Consider the following 22,060-nt stretch of genomic DNA (forward strand, 5'->3'; position numbering starts at 1 on the left):
TTTTAGAGAAAAATTAGTCATTAAATACTATTATTATTAGTAAGTTTTTCTTGATCCTTGTCATCGAAATGAAAATAGATAAAGTTGTAAATGCGTTAACTCATCAGTTTGTTACAAACGACCCTCTTCATCAATTATTTGATGCGGTTAATGCTATTTCTGTGCAAGGATATGACGAACAACGACGTGTGATTTATTGGAATAAAGGTAGTGAGTATCTTTATGGGTATAATGCACAAGAAGCTGCTGGACAAAAACTAGAAGATTTAATTATTCCTACCCCAATGCAAGACGCGGTTGTATCGGCTCATACTAATTGGCTTAACAACGGTACAGAAATTCCTGCAGCAGAAATTACCTTACAGCGTAAGAATGGTACACAGGTGTGTGTGTATTCAAGCCATGTGATGTTTATAAATCAATATAATATTAAACAAATGTATTGCATAGATATTGATTTAACCGATGTAAAAAAGGCCCAAGGGCAGGCTGTTTTCAAAGAAAAAATGCTTGAAACCATATTCGAAGCGATTCCTGATTTATTCTTCTTAATGCAAGAAGATGGCACTATTGTTGACTATCACGCCAGCAATGAGAATAACCTCTATGTTAATCCTAATGAATTTATTGGTAAAAGCATGTTTGCTGTATTACCTGATGAAATTGCGATTAAATTTCAGATTAATATTGCCCAAGCACTAAAACAAAAAGTAATGGTTAGCTTTGAGTACGAACTTAGACTACCTAAAGGCACTGTATATTTTGAAGCCCGTGTAAATCATGTACCTCAATATGAGCAAGTCATGGTTATTGTTCGTGATATTACCGAACAACATAAATCAGATGAGCTAATACGCCATCAAGCCTATTTTGATAGCTTAACATTACTTCCTAATCGGTTTTTAGCGCTAGATAAGTTATCAAAAATTTTGAAAGATGCAGATGAAAATAAAGGTAATGCCGCTGTATGTTTTCTTGATTTAGATGATTTTAAAAAAATTAACGACTCACTTGGACACGAAGTTGGCGATAAACTATTAATTCAAGCTGCTGCAAGACTCCAGCGAACTATCAGTGATAACGATATGGTAGGAAGGTTAGGAGGCGATGAGTTCATTGTATTATTACCAGATTTAACTTGTGCAAAAAGTGCGCTGCGTATAGTTGATAAGTTACTTAAAAACTTTAGAGAACCATTTAAAATAGAAGGCCGCGAATTAATGGTTACGTTGAGCGCTGGCATTGCTATGTATCCTGAAAATGGCAGTTCAGCTTCGGATTTACTGCGTAACGCAGATACCGCAATGTATCAAGCTAAAGCATTAGGCCGGAACACCTATTCTTTTTTTGCAAAGCAAATGAATGTAGTAATCCAGCGGCGTTTATCAATTGAAGAGCAAATGAGTGGTGCCCTTGAGCGTAATGAATTCGAACTATATTACCAACCTCAATTAGATGTTAAAAATAAACATATCATTGGTGCTGAAGCGTTATTACGCTGGCATAACCCTGAGTTAGGCAATGTAACACCCGATGAGTTTATACCTATTGCCGAAAATACAGGATTAATTGTACCTATTGGTAAATTTGTAATTAGCCAAGCATTACATTTTTTAAATGAGTGGCAAAGCACCTGTAAACGCGAACAAAAATATACAATGGCAGTTAACTTATCTCCTCGTCAATTTAGAGATTCAGGACTACTGCGCTTTATTCAAAACTCACTTATTGATGCAAACGTAAATCCCGAAAGTTTAGAGCTTGAAATTACTGAGGGAGTACTGATGAGTTGCCACACTAATGTTGTTGATATACTGACTGAAATTACAGCATTAGGGATTAACTTATCAATGGATGACTTTGGTACAGGCTATTCATCATTAAGTTATTTGAGAGAATACCCTTTTAATGTACTCAAAATAGATAGAAGTTTTATTGACGGTATTGTACTAAACAATGAAGATTGTAATCTCGTAAAGGCAATTATTGCCATGTCACACAGCTTAGGACTGACAGTGGTAGCCGAAGGTGTAGAAACAAAAGAGCAGCATACTTTATTGAACGAATTGGGTTGTGATTTTATGCAAGGCTTCTATTTTAGTAAACCAATACCAGCAAAACAGTTTCTTGATTTTTCGATGAATTTTGATAAAAAGTAAGATTAAACACTCGATTGTAACAATTCATTGCACGGCTATTGACCTTATTGTCCCATCGCGAGTAACCTGTTATAGAAACAAATAAAAAGGATTCTATAATGCGTTTAAAACCTCTTGTAGCTACATTAGTAGCCACATTTTCTTTATCACTTTCAAGTAGTGCCTTAGCCGACGAAGGCATGTGGCAACCACACCAACTTCCAGAGTTAGAATCAATTTTAAAAGCCAAAGGGCTTGAAATTGATGTTGAATCTATTTCTAAATTAACCGAATTCCCAATGAATGCGGTAATTAGCCTAGGTGGCTGTACAGCATCGTTTGTATCGCCAAAAGGCTTAGTGGTCACAAATCATCACTGTGTTTATGGCTCGGTACAATACAACTCAACGCCTGAAAACAATATTTTAGAAAATGGCTTTTTAGCTAAAAGTCCTACAGAAGATTTACCTGCAGCGCCGGGCTCACGCGTCTATGTAACAAAAACGGTCACCAACGTAACAGATGAAGTAATTAAAGGTACTAACGAGTTAACAGCAAAAGCACGCTACGACGCACTCGAAAAAATGAAAAAGCGCTAGTAGCCCAGTGTGAAGCCGACGAAAGCTATCGTTGTAATGTGTATTCGTTTCATGGTGGTTTAGAGTTTTACCTAATTAAGTCACTTGAAATTAAAGACGTACGCTTAACTTATGCACCGGCAATGGGCGTAGGTAAATACGGCGGCGATATAGATAACTGGATGTGGCCGCGCCATACTGGCGACTTTGGTTTTTACCGCGCTTATGTAGGCAAAGATGGAAAACCAGCAGAGTACAGCGAAGACAACGTACCTTACGTACCAGACTCTTACCTAAAAGTAAGTGCCAAAGGCGTGCAAGAAGGCGACTTCGTAATGGTTACAGGCTACCCAGGACGTACTAACCGCTACCGTATAGCAACAGAGGTAGATAACGTATTTAACGACAGCTACCCTAAAGCACGCGTTCATAACTCAAAATACGTGTCGCTTATTGAAGAAAACTCAGAAGACGGCAGTAAAGCGCGTATTGCTTACGAAAGTACCATTGCAGGTTATAACAACTATATTAAAAACTATGGTTCGATGATCGAAAGCTTCAAAAAAGGCACTATGCTTGAGCGCAAAAAACAGTTTGAGCAAGACCTAACACAATGGATCAATAGTGATGGTGAGCGTAAAGAACAATACGGAAGCGTATTAGGTGAGCTATCTGAGCTAATTGCGCAATCACAAGAGCACAGTGAACGCGACCGTATGTTAGGTTATGTACACCGCTCACAAATGATCAGCACAGCACGACGTTTATACCGCCTAGCTTATGAAAAGCAACAGCCAAATAGCGAACGTGAATCTGGTTATCAAGAACGTGACTTACCTCGCATTAAAGCAGGGCTTGAGCGCATGACGCGCCGTTATGATAGCAAAGTAGACAAAGCTATTTTACTGCACTTTTTAGAACTGTATGCAGCACTTCCAAAAGAAGAGCGTTTTAGCGACGTTGATAACGTATTTAAAGTACAAAATGGGTTTGATAAAGCAACCCAAAGCGCGTTACTTGATAGCATGTATGAGCAGTCAAGACTCGATAATGCCACTGTTCGCAATTCATTGTTTGAGCAATCGTTTAGCCAGCTAAATCAAAGCCAAGACCCATTTGTGCAGTACGCTAAAGCAATATTTAAAGTAATGAAAGCAGAGGAAGATAAATCAAAAGCACTGGCAGGTAAATTACAAGCAGCTCGCCCAGAGCTAATGAGCGCAATCATTGCGTTTAACAAAGCTAAAAACAAACCTGTATACGCCGATGCCAACAGCACACTCCGTGTTACCTATGGCACCGTAGGCGGCTACTCACCTCAAGACGGCTTGGTAGCAACACCCTTTACCTCGCTTGAAGGATTACTAGCTAAAAACACCGATGTTGACCCATTTAATGCACCTAAAAAGTTACAAGAGCAAATTAAAGCCAAGCTTTATGGTGATTACACAGGTGGCATGAATACAGTACCTGTTAACTTTCTATCTAATGTAGACACTACTGGTGGTAACTCAGGTTCGCCAACACTTAACGGCAAAGCAGAGCTTGTAGGCTTACTGTTTGACGGTGTTTACGAAAGTATTATTGGTGACTGGGATTACAACCCTGAGCTTAATCGCTCAATCCACGTTGATTCGCGCTACATGCTGTGGGTAATGGATAAAGTAGATAATGCACAAAACTTGTTGGACGAAATGACAATCGTAAAATAAGCAATTAGTGAGATAACAGAAGGGCGCTTACCGTAAAGGAAGCGCCTTTTTTGTTGGTATTTGATTCGCTTATTTATGACTGCTAAGTGCCATGAGCGGACGGTGGTAACGTCCAATTAACAGCCAACTGTATTTTCTCCGTTTGAAGTTCTTATATGGATAATGCCTACGGAGTGCTTGCAACACCCCGTAGGACTTTTAGAAGTATTGGATGATATTGGCTATAGCAATACATAAGCCCGTTAAGGCATATATTACCTTAGCTAAATCAATCTTTACTTCGATGCTGAGTGTAGCTTTCATGGTTTGACCCCATTAGAGCGACTCAAGCGCTTGAGTCATAAAAGACTCGTTTTTTATATACCGCCTTGCAAGCGGTCGAGGTTACTCTAACTAGTATGAGCTTACTCGTCGGACTACTTCTGCTCACCCTCGACCCGAGATATGGTGAGCCTCACAACGCGAGATAGCCCTTTAGCCGCTTACTAGGCGACAAATCGCGGTTAGTGGCCGCGAAACCTTTTTAAACATAACGCTGCATTAAGTAGTGAGCAACGCTACCAATGAACCTAACCATACCACCTTAAACACGAAACCCAACGATAGAATAAAAAATGCCAAGCGTTGAGAATATGTCTTAAACGATTTATTATACGTTTTTTACCACTTAGGAACCATGCTCAATGCACTGTGTATTTGGTCTCTAGCAATATCACCGAATAAGTGAGTTTTTGCCATAAGCATATTAACAGCAGCACCGTTTGAAGCCGTTTGATTACGAATACGTTCTTTAGCAGCAAATGCAGGTTTTTGACGTTTATAGACATCTTCCCACCAATCTCTACCATGCCTCTTAAGTAAGCTAGCTTTGATAGACTTGAAACGTTGTCTACTATCGCTACCCTCACCAGAAACCAACACACTTGCCCATATCATGCGCTTTTGCAGATCATTTGGGAGCCAGTTTTGCTTATGAAGATCTGAGATAACTTCGGGATGAAGATAGAGAGTATTCTCTGACACTTTTCTTGCAATCCACAGCGATTGAGCACGCTCGAACGCAGCTTTCTTCTCTTGGGAACTGTAACCTTGGCAATGTTGCTTCCAAGTTTCCAACTCATCAATTGAAGCTAATTTCTGAACTAGTTCTTCCAATGCCAAATCCTCCGGAAACGTATAACAACTTTATCAGAGGACACTTTCCCTATTTTAGCGCGAAAACGTCCTTATTATATGAACTTATATTAATAGCAAATGGCGTAAACTATTGCCAACTATAAATATTACTCTTCCTGCTGCTTATATAAACATGTAAAAAAAGCAAATTTTCCTCTTATTCTTACTAAGTTAATGACAACTTACCTAAGTGACGGCTTCTCGCTCATACCTGAATTTTTTTGTAGCGAGCTAAGCTTAAAACTCCATAAACACCGGAGTACAACTAATGCATCAGTTAACAATATATCAGCCTAAAGAGCCTTGGAATAAAAATAAGCTTGTAGGACAAAAGTTACCACTAAAATTACAGCAAATATGGGCTATCCGAATACGACTGGAACTTTTTCATAAAATAAGAGATCTAGCACTATTTAACCTAGCCATAGATAGCAAACTAAGAGGATGTGATTTAGTTTCACTAAAAGTTAACGACATCGCACATGGTAAAACAATCCAATCAAGGGCAATAGTCGTTCAAAAAAAGACTGGTATGCCTGTTCAATTTGAAATTACTGGAAATACAAGGATCTCAATTGTGGCGCTCATAGAGCAATTTAGTCTCAATTCTTATGATTACTTATTTAAGTCACGAGTTCATTCTTCTGCACACCTCTCAACCCGTCAATATGGACGTATAGTTGACTCTTGGGTCACCTCAATTGGGTTAGATAAGACTCAATATGGTACTCATTCAATGAGACGTACCAAACCATCACTAATTTACAAAAAAACTAAAAATTTAAGAGCCTGTCAGCTTCTACTTGGCCATAGAAAACTAGAGAGCACTGTCAGATACTTGGGAATAGAAGTTGATGATGCGTTAGAAGTATCAGAACAGATCGATGCTTAAGTTTGAACCAATGCCAGACCTGAAGTAAGCGTCTGGCATTGGTTTCTAAAAAAATGTTAATCCACGCTACTTTGTTCTAAGAAAATTATAATGGAGCTGTATCAATATTGATTTGATAAGGCTTACTGACAAACTCAGCCATTTTTATACACTCCTTAACTGCAAATCCTCGTCCTTTGTAGTTTGCGAAAGCAATATGAGTATTATCAGTTAACACTGCATATAATCTATAGTCATGTGTGTAGCCTTTTCTAGGTATAGCTTTAAAGCCTTTAATATCTGATAGTTTATACACACGTTTAAAAATAGTATATAAACTACTCGACTTTAATTCCAAGGTTTGCTTTGCGAGATCAAAACGACATACATAGCCACCAAACAGACCACTCCACCCTAGCCAGCATATAAACCCAGATACCCATATCGGTAATGATTTTGCTTCATCAGAATTGAACACATTAATTAGTCCGATAAATAAAAAGAAACCACACAACAAAACTAGCAATAATCTAGTTAACCTTGGTTGTCGATAAATAGCTAGCTCACTAGATAGTTCTTTAAAATACATTACAGCACTCCGTATTTAACTAAGCCAGCAATGGCTGTAAAAACAAAAAATGGCAAGGATAGTTTTATTAGCGATTTGCGATCCCATATTTCAATGAAAACAAGATCTTCACTATTAAAATCTACATCTTCCAGATGAGAGTTTGAATTAGCTTTTTTAGTATCATGAGTAATTTGAGGTGAGCTATATAATTCACTTTGAGCAAACCTTATCGGTGTTTTATTAGGCCAATCCGATATGGTTTCAACAGCAGTAGTATTATATTTCGTATATAAAAACGAAATGAACATCTTAGCATCTGTATACTGTTTAAATTCATATAACTGATCAACAAACTTAATTTGATAAGGGCCTTGCGCGCCTATACTACTTAATTCAAATGATAGTGTATCAAACGATGTAACAACTTTACTTCTTTGAAAGCAACCCCATAATGCGGTTTTTAAATTAAGCTGTTTTTCTGTCCCGTTAAACTCTAAACGGCTCTTTTGACCAAAAAGCAATATAGATATACCTAAAAAGAAGCTTGCCGAAATCGCGAAGAAAATACTTTCCCCTCCTTCGCTTGTGACAGTCATCACAATGCTAGTAATTCCAGGAATAAGCATAATAAACGCAAAAATTTTGCTTGTCATTTCGCGTCTTGAGGGCATTGTTGTATTACCACTTTGATCTGTTTTGAGAACTTTTTTTACAAGCTTGGATAGATTGTTATATTCCATTACTTCAACCTTAAAAATTAATTATTACCTTATTTACATTAACATAAAGTAGCTAAGTAAACCTTATCTCACGATACTCATATCATTCCTTATATAAGAGTCAAATTACTATTTACATCAAGTCAGGGAAATCTTAAATGCATTTGATATAAAAAGATGACCGTCCGGTTATCGCTCCGAGCTGCCTTTAACTTAAATCAAATCACTTCAACACCCTTTAAAATATTTCATGTGCATTTTATAAACAAGAAGTGCTAGCTTAGTGGTAAATTAATTGAAGGAAATAATTATGAAATTAGAGTCATTAGCACTGCACCACGGTTACGAATCTGAGGCTACGACCAAATCGGCAGCCGTGCCTATTTATCACACTTCATCTTATACATTTGATAACACGCAGCATGGCGCTGATTTATTCGATTTAAAAGTACCTGGAAATATTTACACCCGCATAATGAACCCGACCAATGCTGTACTTGAACAACGTGTTGCTGCAATGGAAGGGGGCATTGGTGGGCTAGCTGTCGCCTCTGGGATGGCTGCTATTACGTATGCTATTCAATGTTTGTGTGAAGTAGGCACTAATATTGTAAGTACCAGCCAAGTGTATGGTGGTACGTATAACTTATTTGCACATACCTTACCTAGGCAAGGTATTGAAGCACGCATGATTAAAGCTGATGACTTTAGCGCGTTCGAGAATGCAATTGACGACAACACCCGCGCTGTTTTTTGTGAATCTATTGGTAATCCGGCAGGTAATATTGTTGATATTGAACGTTTAGCACACATTGCACACAGCAAAGGTGTGCCGCTTATTGTTGATAATACCGTGGCTACGCCGTATTTGTGCCGCCCATTTGAGCTGGGCGCCGATATAGTGGTCCACTCACTGACAAAGTATATAAACGGGCACGGTACTGCCATTGGCGGCATGATTGTCGACTCAGGAAAATTTGATTGGAAAGCGAATGCTACGCGTTTTGCAATGATGAACGAGCCCGATCCGTCGTATCACAACGTGGTTTATACCGAAGCCTTTGCTGAAGCTGCATTTATTGGACGCTGCAGAGTAGTGCCACTTAGAAATACCGGCGCAGCGCTTGCGCCTAAAAACGCATCTGACATTTTAATCGGCCTTGAAACCTTAGGCTTAAGAATGGATCGCCACTGCGAAAATGCACAGCATCTGGCTGAGTATTTAGAAAATCACCCAAAAGTGCTTTGGGTTAATTACGCAGGATTAAAATCAAGCCCGTATAACGAAATGAGCCAAAAAATCACCAGTGGTAAAGCATCGGGTATTTTAAGCTTTGGAATTAAAGGTGGGCTAGAGGCAGGGACTCGTTTTATTGATGCGCTAAATATGATTTTACGATTGGTTAATATTGGCGATGCCAAGTCGCTTGCGTGCCATCCTGCGTCAACTACACACCGCCAATTAAATGATGAAGAACTTGCTAATGCGGGCGTAAGCCGCGATTTAATTCGTTTGTCGGTTGGTATTGAAAACATTGCAGACATAATTGCCGATGTAAGCCAAGCGCTCGATAAAGCATAGTTACCTCACTACCTTTCATAAAAAACTTTAAAGCATAAAAAGCGTTAGTTGAAAATAAACTATCGTTTTTTATGTTTTTCTAAAATCTATTAATAAGTATACCTCTTTATTTTATCTACCTTTTTTATAAAACCTTCCCAAGACTTTTATATTTTTACCGCTTGTTTTTTATTCACATGTCAATTTTGTATTGACACTAAGATTACTTACTACTACATTTGTAACAGTACCACTACAAGCGTAGTAATAGGGGCGACAATGAAACTTAGTGATTTTGAAATGGATATTATGCAGCTGCTCTGGCAGGAAGAACCCTGTACCGCGAGTCAACTACATAAGGTGCTTTTAGCTGATAAGCAAAAAGATAAAAAAGTAGCCTATACAACAGTTAAAACTATTGTAGATAGGTTAGAACACAAAGGAGCGATTGAGCGTTGTGGACATGAAGGGCGAGCTATTGTTTTTAGAACAATAGTTACTCAAGACACATTATCGGAGCAAGCTATGCCTAGTTTTATGCAACGATTTTTTAAAGGTAATTCTCGTAGTTTAATTGCCCACTTTATCAAAGAAGAAAAGCTAAATGATGAAGATATAGAATATTTACAAACGCTTTTAAAAAATAAGAAGTTAGATTAAAGGAGAGGGTAATGACGGATTATTTACTAACTTGCACACTTATTAGCTTATGTATTTTGCTTACAGTAAAAGGGCTTAAAAATGCCCCAGCACGATTAAACTTTTACATTTTAATGATTGCCTTGGCATGTTGGTTTGTCCCTTGGCAATACTTATCTCAGTTATCATTTTTTGAAGGATCAGAACGTTACACATTAAATGTGGCGCAAATTGTTCCCGATATAAAAGTGTTAATACCAGATACCTTACACACAACGACTCCGAACACGCTACTAAGTAAGCAGAGTATGTGGGACTTTGTTCCATCAATGAGTAATATTTTTATTATTTTGCTTGTTAGTGGTTTTGGACTGTTTTTATTACGCGTGGGCTTATATGTAAAGCTTATAAAAAATTTATACATTAACTCAAAGCCAAGTCCTGAACTTAACCACATTAACAATCAGTATCCAATTAGACTAACAACCCATACAGAACCTGCTTTTGCTACCGGGTTAATAAAGCCTGTTATTTGGTTAGAGTCGACGATGACACACCGTAAAGAATTAGATTCAGTCATTCAACACGAGGTAACTCATTTACAACAAGGTGATATTTATTGGACGTGGCTTATTTGTTTTATAGAAAGCGTTTTTTGGTGGAATCCTATTTGCTTAAAGTTAACTGGTTTAGCAAAAGAGCAACTCGAACTTAGCTGTGATGAGTTGTGTATGCAAAAGCTAAAAGGTAAATACCAATTGGATTTAGCCAGTTTATTGCTACAAGAGCAAAGTGCTAAAAGCTCGCCTAACTTTTTTACCCCCCCACTTTTGAATATTGCTCATTCTAAGAGTTTTAATATTCAGAGGATCAAAATGTTAAACAAGGAAAAAACAATGAAAAGTAAATATTTGGTTATGGTTGCGGCGGCAATGTCTTTTAGTGCTTTAGCTGCAGCGCAAATTGTAGACGGTAGTTCAGATAACAAACAGCAAAGTAATAATACGTCTCAGGCTCCTGTTAAAAGTGAAGAATATAAACAACAACTTGCACAGCTTCTAAAAAGCGCTGCTGGGGCAAAAAGTGATAACCCTGAACTGTTAAGCCAAGCTGCGCAAGGCATTCAAGATTGGCACTTGAATAGAGACAAACTTACTGGTTTTGAAGAAGCTGAAATCAAACTACAAAGCTTTAGGCTGCTAAATCACGTTTACTCTAAACTTGAGCAATATGATGACATACTGAGTGCTTACGAAAAATGGTACGAGCCGGGCAGTAACCCGCCTTACTTTTTAAAAAATTCACTAGCAACGGCCTATATACAGCTAGGGCGTTATGAGCTTGCTGTTGCAGAGCTTGAAGATTTATCAAAACAGCTTGAAGGGAAGCTACATGTTGGCTCTGCTGATAACTTAGCACTGGCATACATTTACCTTGCTGATTACGATAAAGCATTAAAAACCCTAGAGCAGGTTGATGCAAAAGACAATGTATACGGAAATATCCTTAAATATTATGTTTATGATAAACAAAATAACCGTAAAAAGATGGATGAAATTAAAAGTAAAATTCCAGAAGTATTTGCAGTTACCCCCGCGTTATTACCACAAAGCGGCGTACCTGGTTCGCAATTGTTGAGATTGCTATAAGTTTTTAATTACGATGAGGCTCGGAGTATCTGAGCCTCTGTTTAATGTTATTGGTACAAATACAGATTTATTCATTAAAATAGGTCTAGGTTATTTAAATCTCTTGGGTAATCGCTTAGTGATAACCTAAATAAAAATGGCTAAAAGTAGTGATTTTTCACAATAGTTGGTATGTTACAAGTAACATTTTATTTAATTGTGTGTGATGAAAAAAAACAAACGTTCTTCTCTTCAAGATATTGCCGATGCGGTTGGTGTAACCAAAATGACGGTGAGTCGTTATTTACGTAATCCCGAAAAAGTATCAGAGTCTACTCGCACTAAAATTAGTGCAGCTATTGATACGCTAGGTTACATTGCAAATAAAGCCCCTGATTTACTCTCTAATGCTAAAAGCTACTCTATTGGTGTACTCGTTCCATCGTTAACGAATCACGTGTTTGCTCAAGTTATAAGAGGTATTGAAGATGTAACAGGGCCTGCAGGGTATCAAACAATGTTGGCCCATTATGGTTACAACCCTGAAATTGAAGAAAAACGGGTTGAGTATTTATTGTCGTACCACGTTGATGGTTTAATTTTATCAGAAACCACACACACAGACAGAACGCTAAAAATGATTGAAATGTCAGGCGTACCTGTGATTGAAATAATGGATACTCATCACTCTCCTATGCAACAAGCGGTTGGTTTTGATAACGTTAAAGCAGCTTTTGATATGACGACAGCACTTTTAAATAAAGGCTATCGCAATATTGTTTATATTGGAGCAAGGCTCGATGTACGAACACGCCTAAAATTTCAAGGTTATTCAGATGCTATGTTAGCTAAAGGCTTTACGCCTAAAAGTGTGATGACTGATCAAGCTTCATCTTACAGTTTAGGCGCTGAACTTTTACAAAAAGCGCGTGCCGAATACCCAAATACTGACTGTTTGTTTTGTACTAATGATGATTTAGCAATTGGGGCTATTTTTGAGTGCCAGCGAAACAATATTTTAGTGCCTAGCCAAATGGGGGTTGTGGGTTTTCATGGTCATGATATTGGCCAAGCAATGGTGCCTCAATTAGCAAGTGTGATCACCCCTCGTTATCAGATAGGTAATGTTGCGGGAAGAGAGTTGTTGAGCCGGATTAATTCCGATTTGGATACTAGCATGAATTATGAGCAAGTAATTGATACTGGTTATATAGTTCATCTAGGTGAAAGTGTTTAAATACTCTAATTATATGAGCCTAATTACATAAGCTTAATTACCTGAGCCTAAATAACAAAAGGCTCAGGTAATTTTTATGTGTGTGATGATAACTCTACATACTGTAATTTTACAAAAACAGAGAAATAATCATAGCGACAAGTGCGCCAACAGTACCAATAATGGTTTCCATTACTGTCCATGTTTTAAGAGTTTGCATTTCGCTCAAACCGAGATAGCGACTCGCTAACCAAAATCCTGAGTCGTTTACATGGGAGAGCACAATAGAGCCCCCACCAATAGCGATAGTGACAGCGGCAAGCTGCGCTCCATCAAGCCCTAAAGGCTGAAGCATTGGAATAATTAAGCCACACGCTGTAAGCATAGCTACTGTCGCTGAGCCTTGAATAACCCGCACAGCGGCTGATAATACAAAAGCGAGTATTACAATCGGTAAGCCTGAGCCAGCTAAGTAATTACCCAGTGCCGTACCTACTCCTGAATCAACTAATACTTGTTTAAATACCCCACCGGCACCAGTGACAAGAATAATAATTCCCGCAGGTTGTAAGGCACTACCACAAATTTCCATGATTCTAGCATTAGGGACACCGCGCCTTGCGCCGAGCAAATAAAATGCCATTAGGCAGGCAACTAAAATTGCAGTAAATGGATGACCTATAAAGGCTAACCAATTATATAAATCAGAGTCTTTTTCAACAAAGCGACTACCAATAGTATTTAAACTAATCATAATTAATGGCAAAGCAATCAAACCTAATGCTAATCCAAAACTAGGTGTGCCTTTACCCACTCTTTGGTTATCGTCGATTTGTTCGTGCTGTGGGAGTTCTACATGAATAGATTTAGAAATAATAGAGCCCCAAATTGGACCTCCTATAATCATTGCCGGTATGGCAGCAATAAGGCCAAATAAAATCATATAACCATAGTCAGCGCCTAATTGAGAGGCAACCAAAATCGGCCCTGGCGCAGGAATAAGAAACGCCTGACAAGACGCTATTCCAGCAAGTAGCCCAATACCAATTTTAACAACGCTGCCACCGCCTTTTCTTACCACTGCAAAAACAATACCGATTAAAAGTACGACGGCTACATCAAAAAACAGGGGGAGGGCACAAATAAAGCCCGTAAAGGTAAGCGCCCAATTAGCGTTTTTTTCTCCAAAACGGTGTAAAAGTGTGTGGGCAATACGATCCAGCGCACCGGTTTCTTCCATTACTTTGCCAAACATGGCGCCTAAAGCGACCACAACCGCTACAAAGCCTAGTGTTCCGGCCATTCCTTTTTGAATTGTAGCGGCAATTATTTCAGGGCTCATTCCTGAGAATAATCCTGCAATCATAGAAACAAGGATTAAAGAGACGACAGCATGTAGTCGTACTTTCATTACTAAGAAAAGCAATAAAAATATGGAGCCTGCCGCTGTTAGTATTAATGATAAATCTGACATTTTTCCCTACTTATATTCAGTGTGAATTATGATGTTTAGTGTGTGTTTAACTTCACTTTCGCATTTGTTACGGGTAACATGTTACCCGTAACTCAATATAATATATACATTGAAAATAATTAATTATTAAATTAAGGCGAGGGTAAATACATGAGTAACACAAATGTAGGTCGTGTTTATATTGTAATGGGGGTTTCAAGCACAGGAAAGTCAAGTGTGGGTGATGCATTAGCAAAGCGCATTGGCGCTAAATTTATCGACGGAGACGACTTACATCCCAAGGCTAATATATTAAAAATGTCATCTGGGCAGCCTTTAAACGATTCTGATCGTGTGCCTTGGCTAGAAAGAATACGTGATGCTGCATTTAGCATTGAAAAGAAAAATGAAATTGCGGTAATAGTCTGCTCTGCATTAAAAAAGAAATACCGAGAACAAATATGTGACGGAAATATAGGCATTACCTTTTTACATCTTTATGGTGATTTTGAACTGGTTAAAAGCCGTATGCAGGACAGAAAAGGGCATTTTATGCCTGTTGATTTACTCAAAAGCCAATTTGAAACGCTAGAAGTTCCAAAAGAAGATGAGCCCAATGTTATAAATATAGATATTAATAACTCATTTGAGCAAGTAGTCGAAAGTTGTATTAGCGCAACTAAAATGAATAGCCACAACAAGTAAAAAGTTTTTAGTTAATCAGTTAACTGTTACTTCTAACATCAGGGGCTTTATTTGTTATGAGTTAGCATCTGCTCGTGGTGTTTCTAAAATCGCTTTTTTTTCATCTTCAGATAATATTATCCAATCAAAAATTTCTTCGTTGGTACGCCCACAACCGGTGCAGTAACCGCTGCGCCTTTCGCATATTCCTAGGCAATCAGTTTTAAATTTAGATGGTTTTTTGTTTTGATTTAATTGGCGCATTATTAAAGTCCTAACGGTGGAGCAATTTCAAAGCGAGTAGAAAACCCATTACCTTCTTGATTAGTAGAAAGTGTAATTACTGGGGTTTTAGTATCAAGTACAAAGGTGCTGTAAATTGAATTTGCTGTTTCTTTTTGGCTTTCAAACCAACCTGTTTTGGTTAAGCATTGGCGTAATTGCTTAGCCAGTTTTTGATGAGACTTTACGGTTTGCGTTTGTGTATTAACAGGTGTTTGGCATTGGTAGCTTGCTTGCTCTGACTTATTTAAAGTAACCGTACAGCTTGCTCCAATAATATGAGTATTAGTACGCCATTGATTAGTAAACTGGTTATTTACTTTATCTGTTTTGATTAAATTAAAACCAGACTCATAACCATTTATTAGGTTATTTATGGTGCTGCATTCATCGAGTGTTACTGTGGTTTTTACAGACTGATTCGTTGTAGTAGTGGCTGCTGTAGTTGTAGTCTGATTAGTTTTGCTGGTACAGCCCGCTAAAATAAACGCGACAACTAAAATAAATGCGACAATAGAAGGAGTAATATAGTTTTTCATAGTTCACAGTAACCGATTAATTTAGCCACGCACTATATCACACGTGATTTACTGTAAAAATAAAAAGGCCCATATAAATATGAGCCTGCTTGTTAGTCACAACTAATGCTATTTATGGCGACCTTGCAAGCATTTAACTACATCTTCAAGGGCTAAGCCTTGGCGTTGTAGCAATACGGTAAGGTGATAAATTAAATCAGCAGACTCGTTTGTTAGCTCATCGTTATCGTGTTTCATAGCGGCAAGGGCAACTTCTACGCCTTCTTCACCTACTTTTTGACAACTACGGCTTAAGTCTTTTGCAAATAATGACGCTGTGTAGCTTTTTTCAGGGTCGTCATTTTTACGTGCAACAATCACATCTTCTAACTGTGCTAAAAAGCTTAAACTTGGTTTTGCTTCATCACCAAAACAGCTTTGTGTGCCTAAGTGGCACGTTGGGCCTTCTGGGTTGGCAAGTACTAAAATTGAATCGTAGTCACAATCGGTATGCACAGATACTACGTTTAAGTAGTTTTCTGATGACTCACCTTTAGTCCATAAACGCGATTTTGAACGCGAGTAAAACGTCACTTTATTACTCTCAAGCGTAACAGCGAGTGCTTCGCTGTTCATAAAGCCTTGCATTAAAATAACACCAGAGCGGGCATCTTGAATAATAGCAGGGATCATTTCACTTTTAGCGAAATCGACTTGAGCTTGGTTTTGTTGTGTTACTTGCATAATCTTGCTGCCACTTGGTTATCGGTTAAAAATTGTTTTAGTTCGCCAATGTTAATCACATTTTTATGAAAAACGCTGGCGGCTAATGCACCATCTACTTTGCTTTGTTTAAATACATCAACAAAATCTTGCATTGATCCCGCACCACCAGAGGCGATTAAAGGAATGTTACATAGCTCGCGAATTTTACTTAACTGCTCGTTGTCGTAACCGTTACGAACGCCATCTTGGTTCATACAGTTTAATACAATTTCGCCTGCGCCTAGGTCTTGTACGCGTTTAACCCATTCTTGTGTTTTATAACGTGTACGGCTTGATGCATTAGGATCGCCAGTTAATTGGTAAACTAAATATTCACCAGTTGTTTCATCAAAAAAGCTGTCTATGCCGACTACAACACATTGCTTGCCAAACTCATCGTGTAATTCTTTAATAAGTTCAGGGCGCGCAATAGCAGGGCTGTTAATGCTTATTTTGTCAGCACCGCGCTCTAAAACACGCGCTGCATCAGCTACTGACTTAATACCGCCGGCTACACAAAATGGAATATCGATATTGCGTGCAATACTTTCTACCCAGTTTACATCAAGTAGGCGTTTTTCAACGCTTGCACTGATTTCGTAAAAAACCAGTTCATCGGCGCCAGCTTCGCTGTAGGCTTTAGCCATTGTCAAAATGTCGCCAACAACTTCATGACCTTTAAACTTAACACCTTTAACTACTTGGCTGTCTTTAACGTCTAAGCATGGAATTATGCGTTTTGATAACATGCCAATGCCTCCTCAACGCTAAATGCGCCATCAAGCAGAGATTTGCCTAAAATAACGCCGCCAACACCTAGCTCTTTAAGCTTTTTAATGTCGTCAAGTGAGCTTACGCCCCCTGAGGCTTGCACCTTAATTGTGCTGTTGTGGCGAGTTAGATCTTCGTAAAGCTCAAACGATGGACCCGTCATGGTGCCATCTTTACTGATGTCCGTGCATAAAAAGTCAATAACACCTAAGCCCACGTAAAAATCTACCAGCTCAAGTAAACCAAATTCAGATTCACTTAACCAACCGTGTGTAGCAGGTGCCCAGCCCGTGGCTGTTTTATTTACATCAAGGGCAATTACAAAGTGTTCTGCGCCAAATTGTTCAATCCAGGCTTTTACTTGTTCGCGTTTTTCTACTGCCATTGAACCAATAACAACTTGGTTTGCACCGGCTTTTAGCCAATCACTTACATCTTGCTCTGAGCGAATACCGCCGCCCACTTGGTAAGGTACGTTAAGTGCTTTGGTTGCAGCTTGAATATGTTTCCACTGTTTTTTACTTGGATCGCGTGCACCTTCTAAATCTACAAGGTGTAGTTTACCTGCGCCGCTGTCGGCGTACTCTTTTAAACGCGCGCCAAGTTCGAAAGGGTAAAACTGTGCTGTGTCGTATTTACCTTGGTACAAGCGCACAATTTGATTTTGTAATACGTCTAATGCTGGAATAATCACAAATAATCTCTTTTTTGTTAGTTAATGGTCAGCTTACAACTGCCAATCAACAAAATTTTGTAATAAACGTGCGCCAACTTTCGCGCTACGCTCTGGGTGAAATTGCATGCCAGCGTAATTGTCTTTAGCAACAATGGCTGAAAAGGTTTGACCGTACTCGCCGCTCACGAGTGTGGCTTCGTTTACGGTGTGCGCAAAGCTGTGAACAAAGTACACTTGCTCATCAAGCGTTAGCCCTTTAGTTAATGCATGCTCTTTGTTAACGCTTAAGTTATTCCAACCCATATGCGGCGACGTTAAATTGCCTACATCAAGCGCTTTTACTTGCCCTGGTATTTTACCTAGGCACTGTACGTTACCTTCTTCGGTGCTTTCGCACAGTAGCTGCATGCCTAAACAAATCCCCATAAGCGGGCGCTGGTATTCATTTATAGCTTGTTGCCAGCCGTTATCTACTAGGCGTTTCATAGCAACTGATGCGTGACCTACACCTGGCAATATAGCGCGCTCAAAACCCGCTAATTGCTCTGGTGAAGTAATTACTGTTGGTGTTTGCCCTAAGCGTTCAAACGCAAAACGTACTGAATTTATATTGGCACAACCGGTATTAATTATGGCAATCATAAACATCCCTTAGAGCTGGCTGTTTGTTGGGTCGTGTCTTGTGCTACTGCCATGCGAAGCGCGCGTGAAAACGCTTTAAATAAACCTTCTACTTGGTGATGACAGTTACCGTCGCTTACCGATAAAATAAGGCTAATAGCGGCGTTATCACTTAAGCTTTTGAAAAAGTGCTCAACCATTTGTACGTCTAAATCACCGGCTTTTTCGCGGCTAAAGTTAGCGTTTAATACAAATGATGCACGACCTGATAAATCAATTTGTGCTTCGGCTTTACACTCATCCATAGGAAGAGCAAAACCATAGCGCGCAATTTGCGATTTAGTACCAAGCGCTTGCTTAAGTGCAACACCAAGAGCAATACCAATGTCTTCAACCAGGTGGTGCTCGTCTATGTGTAAATCGCCTTTGGCTTTAATGTTTAAACCAATGTTTGCGTGCGTACGAATTTGATCAAGCATGTGATCAAAAAAGCCAAGCCCGGTGTCTATGCTGCCATTTTTAGTTTGATCTAGGTTTATTGCCACATCAATTTGGGTTTCTTTGGTATTGCGTGTAACACGACCTTCGCGGTTTGCAGTGGTCAATTTAGTCACTATCGCACTCCAATCACCGTCGTATAAAATACCTTCACAACATAAGTTTTGAGCAAGGCCAATATCAGTTTCGCGGTCTCCAATAACAAAAGAGCGTGCTAAATCTACTTTGCCTGAGCGCATAAGCTCGGTAAGTAAGCCTGTTTTAGGTTTACGGCAATCGCAGTTTTGCTCGTTAAAGTGAGGGCAAATTAATACTTCGTCAAAGCTAATGCCTTGGCTTTGCATTATGTCCATCATTTTGTCTTGTGCAATATCAAAGTCAGCAGTCGGGAAGCTATCTGTGCCTAAACCATCTTGGTTAGATACCATAACTAAACGGTAACCTGCAGCTTGTAATTGTAATAATGCAGGGATAACGCCAGGTAAAAATGCTAGCTTTTCAAGGCTATCTACCTGTTTGTCGGTAATTGGCTCTTCAATGATAGTGCCGTCGCGGTCGATAAATAAATAAGGGTTACTCATGATACTTCGTTTCCTGCTAAAGATGCTGTGGAAGCTGGCGTTTGTAGGCCATCTAACCAAATTTTTACTTGTTCAAGTTCTTGTTCACTACCAATTGAAATTCGTAGCCAGTCGTCTTCACCGTATAGCGTAAAAGCGCGCATAACCAAACCTTGCTCAAGTGCAATTTTAAAATATTTTTTATCGGCTAATTTTAAAGTAACAAAGTTACCTTCACCAGTGAGAATTTTTAATGCAGCAGGGGATGCGTTTAGCCAATCCACTAATTTAACTTTTAAGCTATTTAAAATAGTAACTTGGCGGCGCATTGATGTAATTGCATCGGGTGCAATTGCTTGGGCTGCAATACTAGCCACTACGCCCGATACCGGATACGGCGCAATGACTTTACGAATTGGCGCAAGAGTTGCTGCTTGTGCAAGGGTAAAGCCTGTTCTAAGGCCTGCCAGCGCAAAGGCTTTAGAAAGCGTACGCAAAACCACTACATTACTAAATTCATTAATAAGCTTAGTCGCGCTTTGCTCAGGGCAAAACTCTATATAGGCTTCATCAACAATAACTAATGCTTTACCTGCAAGTGCTGTTGCAATCGCTTTTACTTTATCTAGTGGCGTTAAGCTACCCGTTGGGTTATTTGGGTTACAAATAAATACCAGTTTTGAGTTGCCAGCAGCTGCGACTATTTCGTCAGCACTGCCATTTAGTAATAACTCTTGGGTAAGCGCATTAATGCCAACGTTGTGTGTATCAGCCGTTACTTTGTACATACCGTAGGTTGGTAAAAATAGCGCAATACTATCTTCAGCTGGTTCACAATATGTGCGCACTAAAAGCTCAATGCCTTCATCTGCACCGCGCGTCATTAATACATTTTCGCTTTCAAGCTCTGTATAAGCTGCATACCTGTCAATAACCAGTTGCGGTTGTGGATCGGGGTAGCGATTTAAATCTTCAACACTCAGTTCAAGATTTTTAGCATACGGGCTTTCGTTAGCATTGAGCCACGTAGTACCGGTTAACTTTTCACTTTTTGCAGAGCTGTATGCAGCGAGGGCTGCAATATTTTTAGGTAATAAGCTAGACGCTTGTGCGCTCTCATTGCTCATTTTTAATTGCCTCTAAACGAATTGAAACCGCATTAGCGTGGGCATCAAGGCCTTCTGCATCTGCAAGTGGTAAAATAGCTTTTGAAAGCTGCGTTAAACCACTTTTAGTAATTGTTTGCACTGTGTATGTACGAAAAAAATCAAGTAAGTTTAAGCTCGAGTATGTTGCACTGTAACCATACGTTGGTAACACGTGATTAGTACCCGATGCGTAATCGCCCGCTGATTCAGGCGTGTAGTCACCTACAAATACTGAGCCTGCGTTTTTAACTTTATCTAGGTATGGAGTTGCATCGCCTAGTTGTAAAATTAAGTGCTCTGGTCCGTATTGCGCCGATACATCAAATGCTTGCTCAATTGAATCAACCAAAATAAGCGATGAATTAGCGAGCGCTTGCTCGGCTGTTTCTTTGCGACTCAAATTAGCTAACTGGCGTGTAAGTGCCTGCTGAGTTTGCTCTATAATACTCTCATTGTTACATAATAAAATAACTTGCGAGTCTGCACCGTGCTCTGCTTGTGAGAGTAAATCGGCGGCTATAAATTCTGGGTTCGCACGTTCATCTGCAATAACTAATACTTCAGACGGACCTGCTGGCATATCAATTGCCATACCTGGAATAGTTTGCGCAACGAGCTGTTTAGCCATTGTTACAAAGCTATTACCTGGACCAAATATTTTGTTCACTTTAGGAACCGATTCGGTGCCATAAGCCATTGCTGCAATTGCGCCTGCGCCACCACTTTCTATCAAAGTAGTAATGCCACATAACTTAGCTGCATATAAAATAGCAGGGTTAATCGCTTTATCACCTTGTACCGGTGTAGCAAGTACAACGGTTTTTGCGCCACTTAACTGCGCTAATACACCCTGCATAATAACCGACGATGGCAGTGGAGCACTGCCACCGGGTACATAAATACCGACTGCTTCGATGGCTTGATATTTCAGTTCACATACAACGCCTGGTTGGGTCGATAATTTAATATCTTTTGGCAATTGTGCTTCGTGAAAACGTTTAACGTTTGCATAAGCGGTATCAATTGCGTATTTAAGCTCTGCACTTAGTGCTTGCTCTGATGCGTTAATTTCATCAAGCGGAACACATAAGCGAGGGTTAGATCTATTATCAAACTCTTTAGCCATGCTAAGTAAGGCTTCATCGCCTTGCTCTTTTACGTTAGCTAAAATAGTTTTGCATATAGCTTCAACCTTGGCACTGGCAGAAACTGCAGGGCGCATTAGCGCCGCTGCTTGTACTTGTGAAGATTCCTCATTCCAACGAAGCATGGCAC

The 22,060-nt window shown here is 39.3% G+C and carries 20 protein-coding genes and 1 pseudogene; 8 read left to right on the forward strand and 13 right to left on the reverse strand.

Features of this window, described 5'->3' with window-relative positions:
• Positions 1–68: 68 nt before the first annotated feature.
• Together PARC_RS20570 and PARC_RS20575 are read left to right on the forward strand one after the other, a co-directional pair.
• Entirely contained in the window at positions 69–2,159 is a 2,091-nt protein-coding gene (locus tag PARC_RS20570; RefSeq protein WP_010552964.1) for a sensor domain-containing protein, read from the forward strand.
• A gap of 179 nt (positions 2,160–2,338) precedes the next feature.
• A pseudogene (locus PARC_RS20575) lies at positions 2,339–4,428 on the forward strand (S46 family peptidase).
• 660 nt (positions 4,429–5,088) lie between these two features.
• On the opposite strand, the gene PARC_RS20580 reads toward PARC_RS20575, so the two are convergent.
• A complete protein-coding gene (locus PARC_RS20580; protein WP_010552963.1) occupies positions 5,089–5,583 on the reverse strand; it encodes a hypothetical protein in 495 nt (164 codons plus the stop codon).
• A gap of 289 nt (positions 5,584–5,872) precedes the next feature.
• Here PARC_RS20580 and PARC_RS20585 point away from each other — a divergent pair, with 289 nt between their 5' ends.
• Complete coding sequence (locus PARC_RS20585) at positions 5,873–6,496, forward strand: tyrosine-type recombinase/integrase (protein ID WP_010552962.1); 624 nt, start codon at positions 5,873–5,875, stop codon at positions 6,494–6,496.
• An 85-nt stretch (positions 6,497–6,581) separates the two neighbouring features.
• Here PARC_RS20585 and PARC_RS20590 read toward each other — a convergent pair whose 3' ends face one another.
• A complete protein-coding gene (locus PARC_RS20590) occupies positions 6,582–7,064 on the reverse strand; it encodes a hypothetical protein (protein ID WP_010552961.1) in 483 nt (160 codons plus the stop codon).
• On the reverse strand, positions 7,064–7,786 hold the full coding sequence (locus PARC_RS20595) for a hypothetical protein (protein ID WP_010552960.1): 723 nt from the start codon (positions 7,784–7,786) through the stop codon (positions 7,064–7,066). The genes PARC_RS20590 and PARC_RS20595 overlap by 1 nt, the downstream gene beginning before the upstream one ends.
• Before the next feature lie 289 nt (positions 7,787–8,075).
• Between PARC_RS20595 and PARC_RS20600 the strand changes: the two genes are divergently transcribed.
• The 4 genes from PARC_RS20600 to gntR all read left to right on the forward strand — a co-directional run bounded on the left by PARC_RS20600 (position 8,076) and on the right by gntR (position 12,830).
• Entirely contained in the window at positions 8,076–9,347 is a 1,272-nt protein-coding gene (locus PARC_RS20600) for an O-acetylhomoserine aminocarboxypropyltransferase/cysteine synthase family protein (protein WP_010552959.1), read from the forward strand.
• Positions 9,348–9,605: 258 nt separating this feature from the next.
• Positions 9,606–9,986, forward strand: a complete 381-nt coding sequence (locus tag PARC_RS20605; protein ID WP_002960288.1) for a BlaI/MecI/CopY family transcriptional regulator — start codon at positions 9,606–9,608, stop codon at positions 9,984–9,986.
• 11 nt (positions 9,987–9,997) lie between these two features.
• Positions 9,998–11,614, forward strand: a complete 1,617-nt coding sequence (locus tag PARC_RS20610; RefSeq protein WP_010552958.1) for a M56 family metallopeptidase — start codon at positions 9,998–10,000, stop codon at positions 11,612–11,614.
• Positions 11,615–11,819: 205 nt separating this feature from the next.
• On the forward strand, positions 11,820–12,830 hold the full coding sequence (gene gntR, locus PARC_RS20615) for a gluconate operon transcriptional repressor GntR (RefSeq protein ID WP_010552957.1): 1,011 nt from the start codon (positions 11,820–11,822) through the stop codon (positions 12,828–12,830).
• Between the two features lie 109 nt (positions 12,831–12,939).
• Here gntR and gntU read toward each other — a convergent pair whose 3' ends face one another.
• Positions 12,940–14,283, reverse strand: coding sequence for a gluconate transporter (gntU, locus tag PARC_RS20620; protein WP_010552956.1), 1,344 nt, complete (start codon positions 14,281–14,283; stop codon positions 12,940–12,942).
• 150 nt (positions 14,284–14,433) lie between these two features.
• Here gntU and PARC_RS20625 point away from each other — a divergent pair, with 150 nt between their 5' ends.
• On the forward strand, positions 14,434–14,967 hold the full coding sequence (locus tag PARC_RS20625) for a gluconokinase (protein WP_010552955.1): 534 nt from the start codon (positions 14,434–14,436) through the stop codon (positions 14,965–14,967).
• A 54-nt stretch (positions 14,968–15,021) separates the two neighbouring features.
• On the opposite strand, the gene PARC_RS20630 is transcribed toward PARC_RS20625, so the two are convergent.
• The 9 genes from PARC_RS20630 to hisD all read right to left on the reverse strand — a co-directional run bounded on the left by PARC_RS20630 (position 15,022) and on the right by hisD (position 22,055).
• Complete coding sequence (locus PARC_RS20630) at positions 15,022–15,210, reverse strand: DUF1289 domain-containing protein (RefSeq protein ID WP_002960277.1); 189 nt, start codon at positions 15,208–15,210, stop codon at positions 15,022–15,024.
• 2 nt (positions 15,211–15,212) lie between these two features.
• Positions 15,213–15,767, reverse strand: a complete 555-nt coding sequence (locus PARC_RS20635) for a hypothetical protein (protein ID WP_010552954.1) — start codon at positions 15,765–15,767, stop codon at positions 15,213–15,215.
• A gap of 108 nt (positions 15,768–15,875) precedes the next feature.
• A complete protein-coding gene (hisIE, locus tag PARC_RS20640) occupies positions 15,876–16,490 on the reverse strand; it encodes a bifunctional phosphoribosyl-AMP cyclohydrolase/phosphoribosyl-ATP diphosphatase HisIE (protein WP_010552953.1) in 615 nt (204 codons plus the stop codon).
• Entirely contained in the window at positions 16,481–17,260 is a 780-nt protein-coding gene (gene hisF / locus PARC_RS20645; RefSeq protein WP_010552952.1) for an imidazole glycerol phosphate synthase subunit HisF, read from the reverse strand. Before hisF ends, hisIE begins: the two co-directional genes overlap by 10 nt.
• Positions 17,242–17,976, reverse strand: coding sequence for a 1-(5-phosphoribosyl)-5-[(5-phosphoribosylamino)methylideneamino] imidazole-4-carboxamide isomerase (locus tag PARC_RS20650; protein ID WP_010552951.1), 735 nt, complete (start codon positions 17,974–17,976; stop codon positions 17,242–17,244). The genes hisF and PARC_RS20650 overlap by 19 nt, the downstream gene beginning before the upstream one ends.
• 33 nt (positions 17,977–18,009) lie before the next feature.
• Complete coding sequence (gene hisH, locus PARC_RS20655) at positions 18,010–18,600, reverse strand: imidazole glycerol phosphate synthase subunit HisH (protein WP_010552950.1); 591 nt, start codon at positions 18,598–18,600, stop codon at positions 18,010–18,012.
• Positions 18,597–19,658, reverse strand: coding sequence for a bifunctional histidinol-phosphatase/imidazoleglycerol-phosphate dehydratase HisB (hisB, locus tag PARC_RS20660; protein ID WP_007580650.1), 1,062 nt, complete (start codon positions 19,656–19,658; stop codon positions 18,597–18,599). Before hisB ends, hisH begins: the two co-directional genes overlap by 4 nt.
• Positions 19,655–20,764 (reverse strand): histidinol-phosphate transaminase, encoded by a 1,110-nt coding sequence (gene hisC / locus PARC_RS20665; protein ID WP_010552949.1) that lies wholly within the window; start codon positions 20,762–20,764, stop codon positions 19,655–19,657. Before hisC ends, hisB begins: the two co-directional genes overlap by 4 nt.
• Positions 20,754–22,055, reverse strand: a complete 1,302-nt coding sequence (gene hisD / locus PARC_RS20670) for a histidinol dehydrogenase (protein ID WP_010552948.1) — start codon at positions 22,053–22,055, stop codon at positions 20,754–20,756. Before hisD ends, hisC begins: the two co-directional genes overlap by 11 nt.
• Positions 22,056–22,060: the final 5 nt, after the last annotated feature.

The sequence above is a fragment of the Pseudoalteromonas arctica A 37-1-2 genome (genome assembly GCF_000238395.3).
In the GTDB taxonomy this organism is placed as follows: domain Bacteria; phylum Pseudomonadota; class Gammaproteobacteria; order Enterobacterales; family Alteromonadaceae; genus Pseudoalteromonas; species Pseudoalteromonas arctica.

Bases quoted from the DNA above. Each gene is read 5' to 3' on its own strand.
- hisIE (WP_010552953.1), bottom strand. From the start codon at position 16,490: ATGCAAGTAACACAACAAAACCAAGCTCAAGTCGATTTCGCTAAAAGT.
- hisF (WP_010552952.1), bottom strand. From the start codon at position 17,260: ATGTTATCAAAACGCATAATTCCATGCTTAGACGTTAAAGACAGCCAA.
- PARC_RS20630 (WP_002960277.1), bottom strand. From the start codon at position 15,210: ATGCGCCAATTAAATCAAAACAAAAAACCATCTAAATTTAAAACTGAT.
- PARC_RS20590 (WP_010552961.1), bottom strand. From the start codon at position 7,064: ATGTATTTTAAAGAACTATCTAGTGAGCTAGCTATTTATCGACAACCA.
- gntR (WP_010552957.1), top strand. From the start codon at position 11,820: ATGAAAAAAAACAAACGTTCTTCTCTTCAAGATATTGCCGATGCGGTT.
- hisD (WP_010552948.1), bottom strand. From the start codon at position 22,055: ATGCTTCGTTGGAATGAGGAATCTTCACAAGTACAAGCAGCGGCGCTA.
- gntU (WP_010552956.1), bottom strand. From the start codon at position 14,283: ATGTCAGATTTATCATTAATACTAACAGCGGCAGGCTCCATATTTTTA.
- PARC_RS20610 (WP_010552958.1), top strand. From the start codon at position 9,998: ATGACGGATTATTTACTAACTTGCACACTTATTAGCTTATGTATTTTG.
- PARC_RS20570 (WP_010552964.1), top strand. From the start codon at position 69: ATGAAAATAGATAAAGTTGTAAATGCGTTAACTCATCAGTTTGTTACA.
- hisH (WP_010552950.1), bottom strand. From the start codon at position 18,600: ATGATTGCCATAATTAATACCGGTTGTGCCAATATAAATTCAGTACGT.
- PARC_RS20585 (WP_010552962.1), top strand. From the start codon at position 5,873: ATGCATCAGTTAACAATATATCAGCCTAAAGAGCCTTGGAATAAAAAT.
- PARC_RS20635 (WP_010552954.1), bottom strand. From the start codon at position 15,767: ATGAAAAACTATATTACTCCTTCTATTGTCGCATTTATTTTAGTTGTC.
- PARC_RS20595 (WP_010552960.1), bottom strand. From the start codon at position 7,786: ATGGAATATAACAATCTATCCAAGCTTGTAAAAAAAGTTCTCAAAACA.
- PARC_RS20625 (WP_010552955.1), top strand. From the start codon at position 14,434: ATGAGTAACACAAATGTAGGTCGTGTTTATATTGTAATGGGGGTTTCA.
- hisB (WP_007580650.1), bottom strand. From the start codon at position 19,658: ATGAGTAACCCTTATTTATTTATCGACCGCGACGGCACTATCATTGAA.
- PARC_RS20605 (WP_002960288.1), top strand. From the start codon at position 9,606: ATGAAACTTAGTGATTTTGAAATGGATATTATGCAGCTGCTCTGGCAG.
- hisC (WP_010552949.1), bottom strand. From the start codon at position 20,764: ATGAGCAATGAGAGCGCACAAGCGTCTAGCTTATTACCTAAAAATATT.
- PARC_RS20600 (WP_010552959.1), top strand. From the start codon at position 8,076: ATGAAATTAGAGTCATTAGCACTGCACCACGGTTACGAATCTGAGGCT.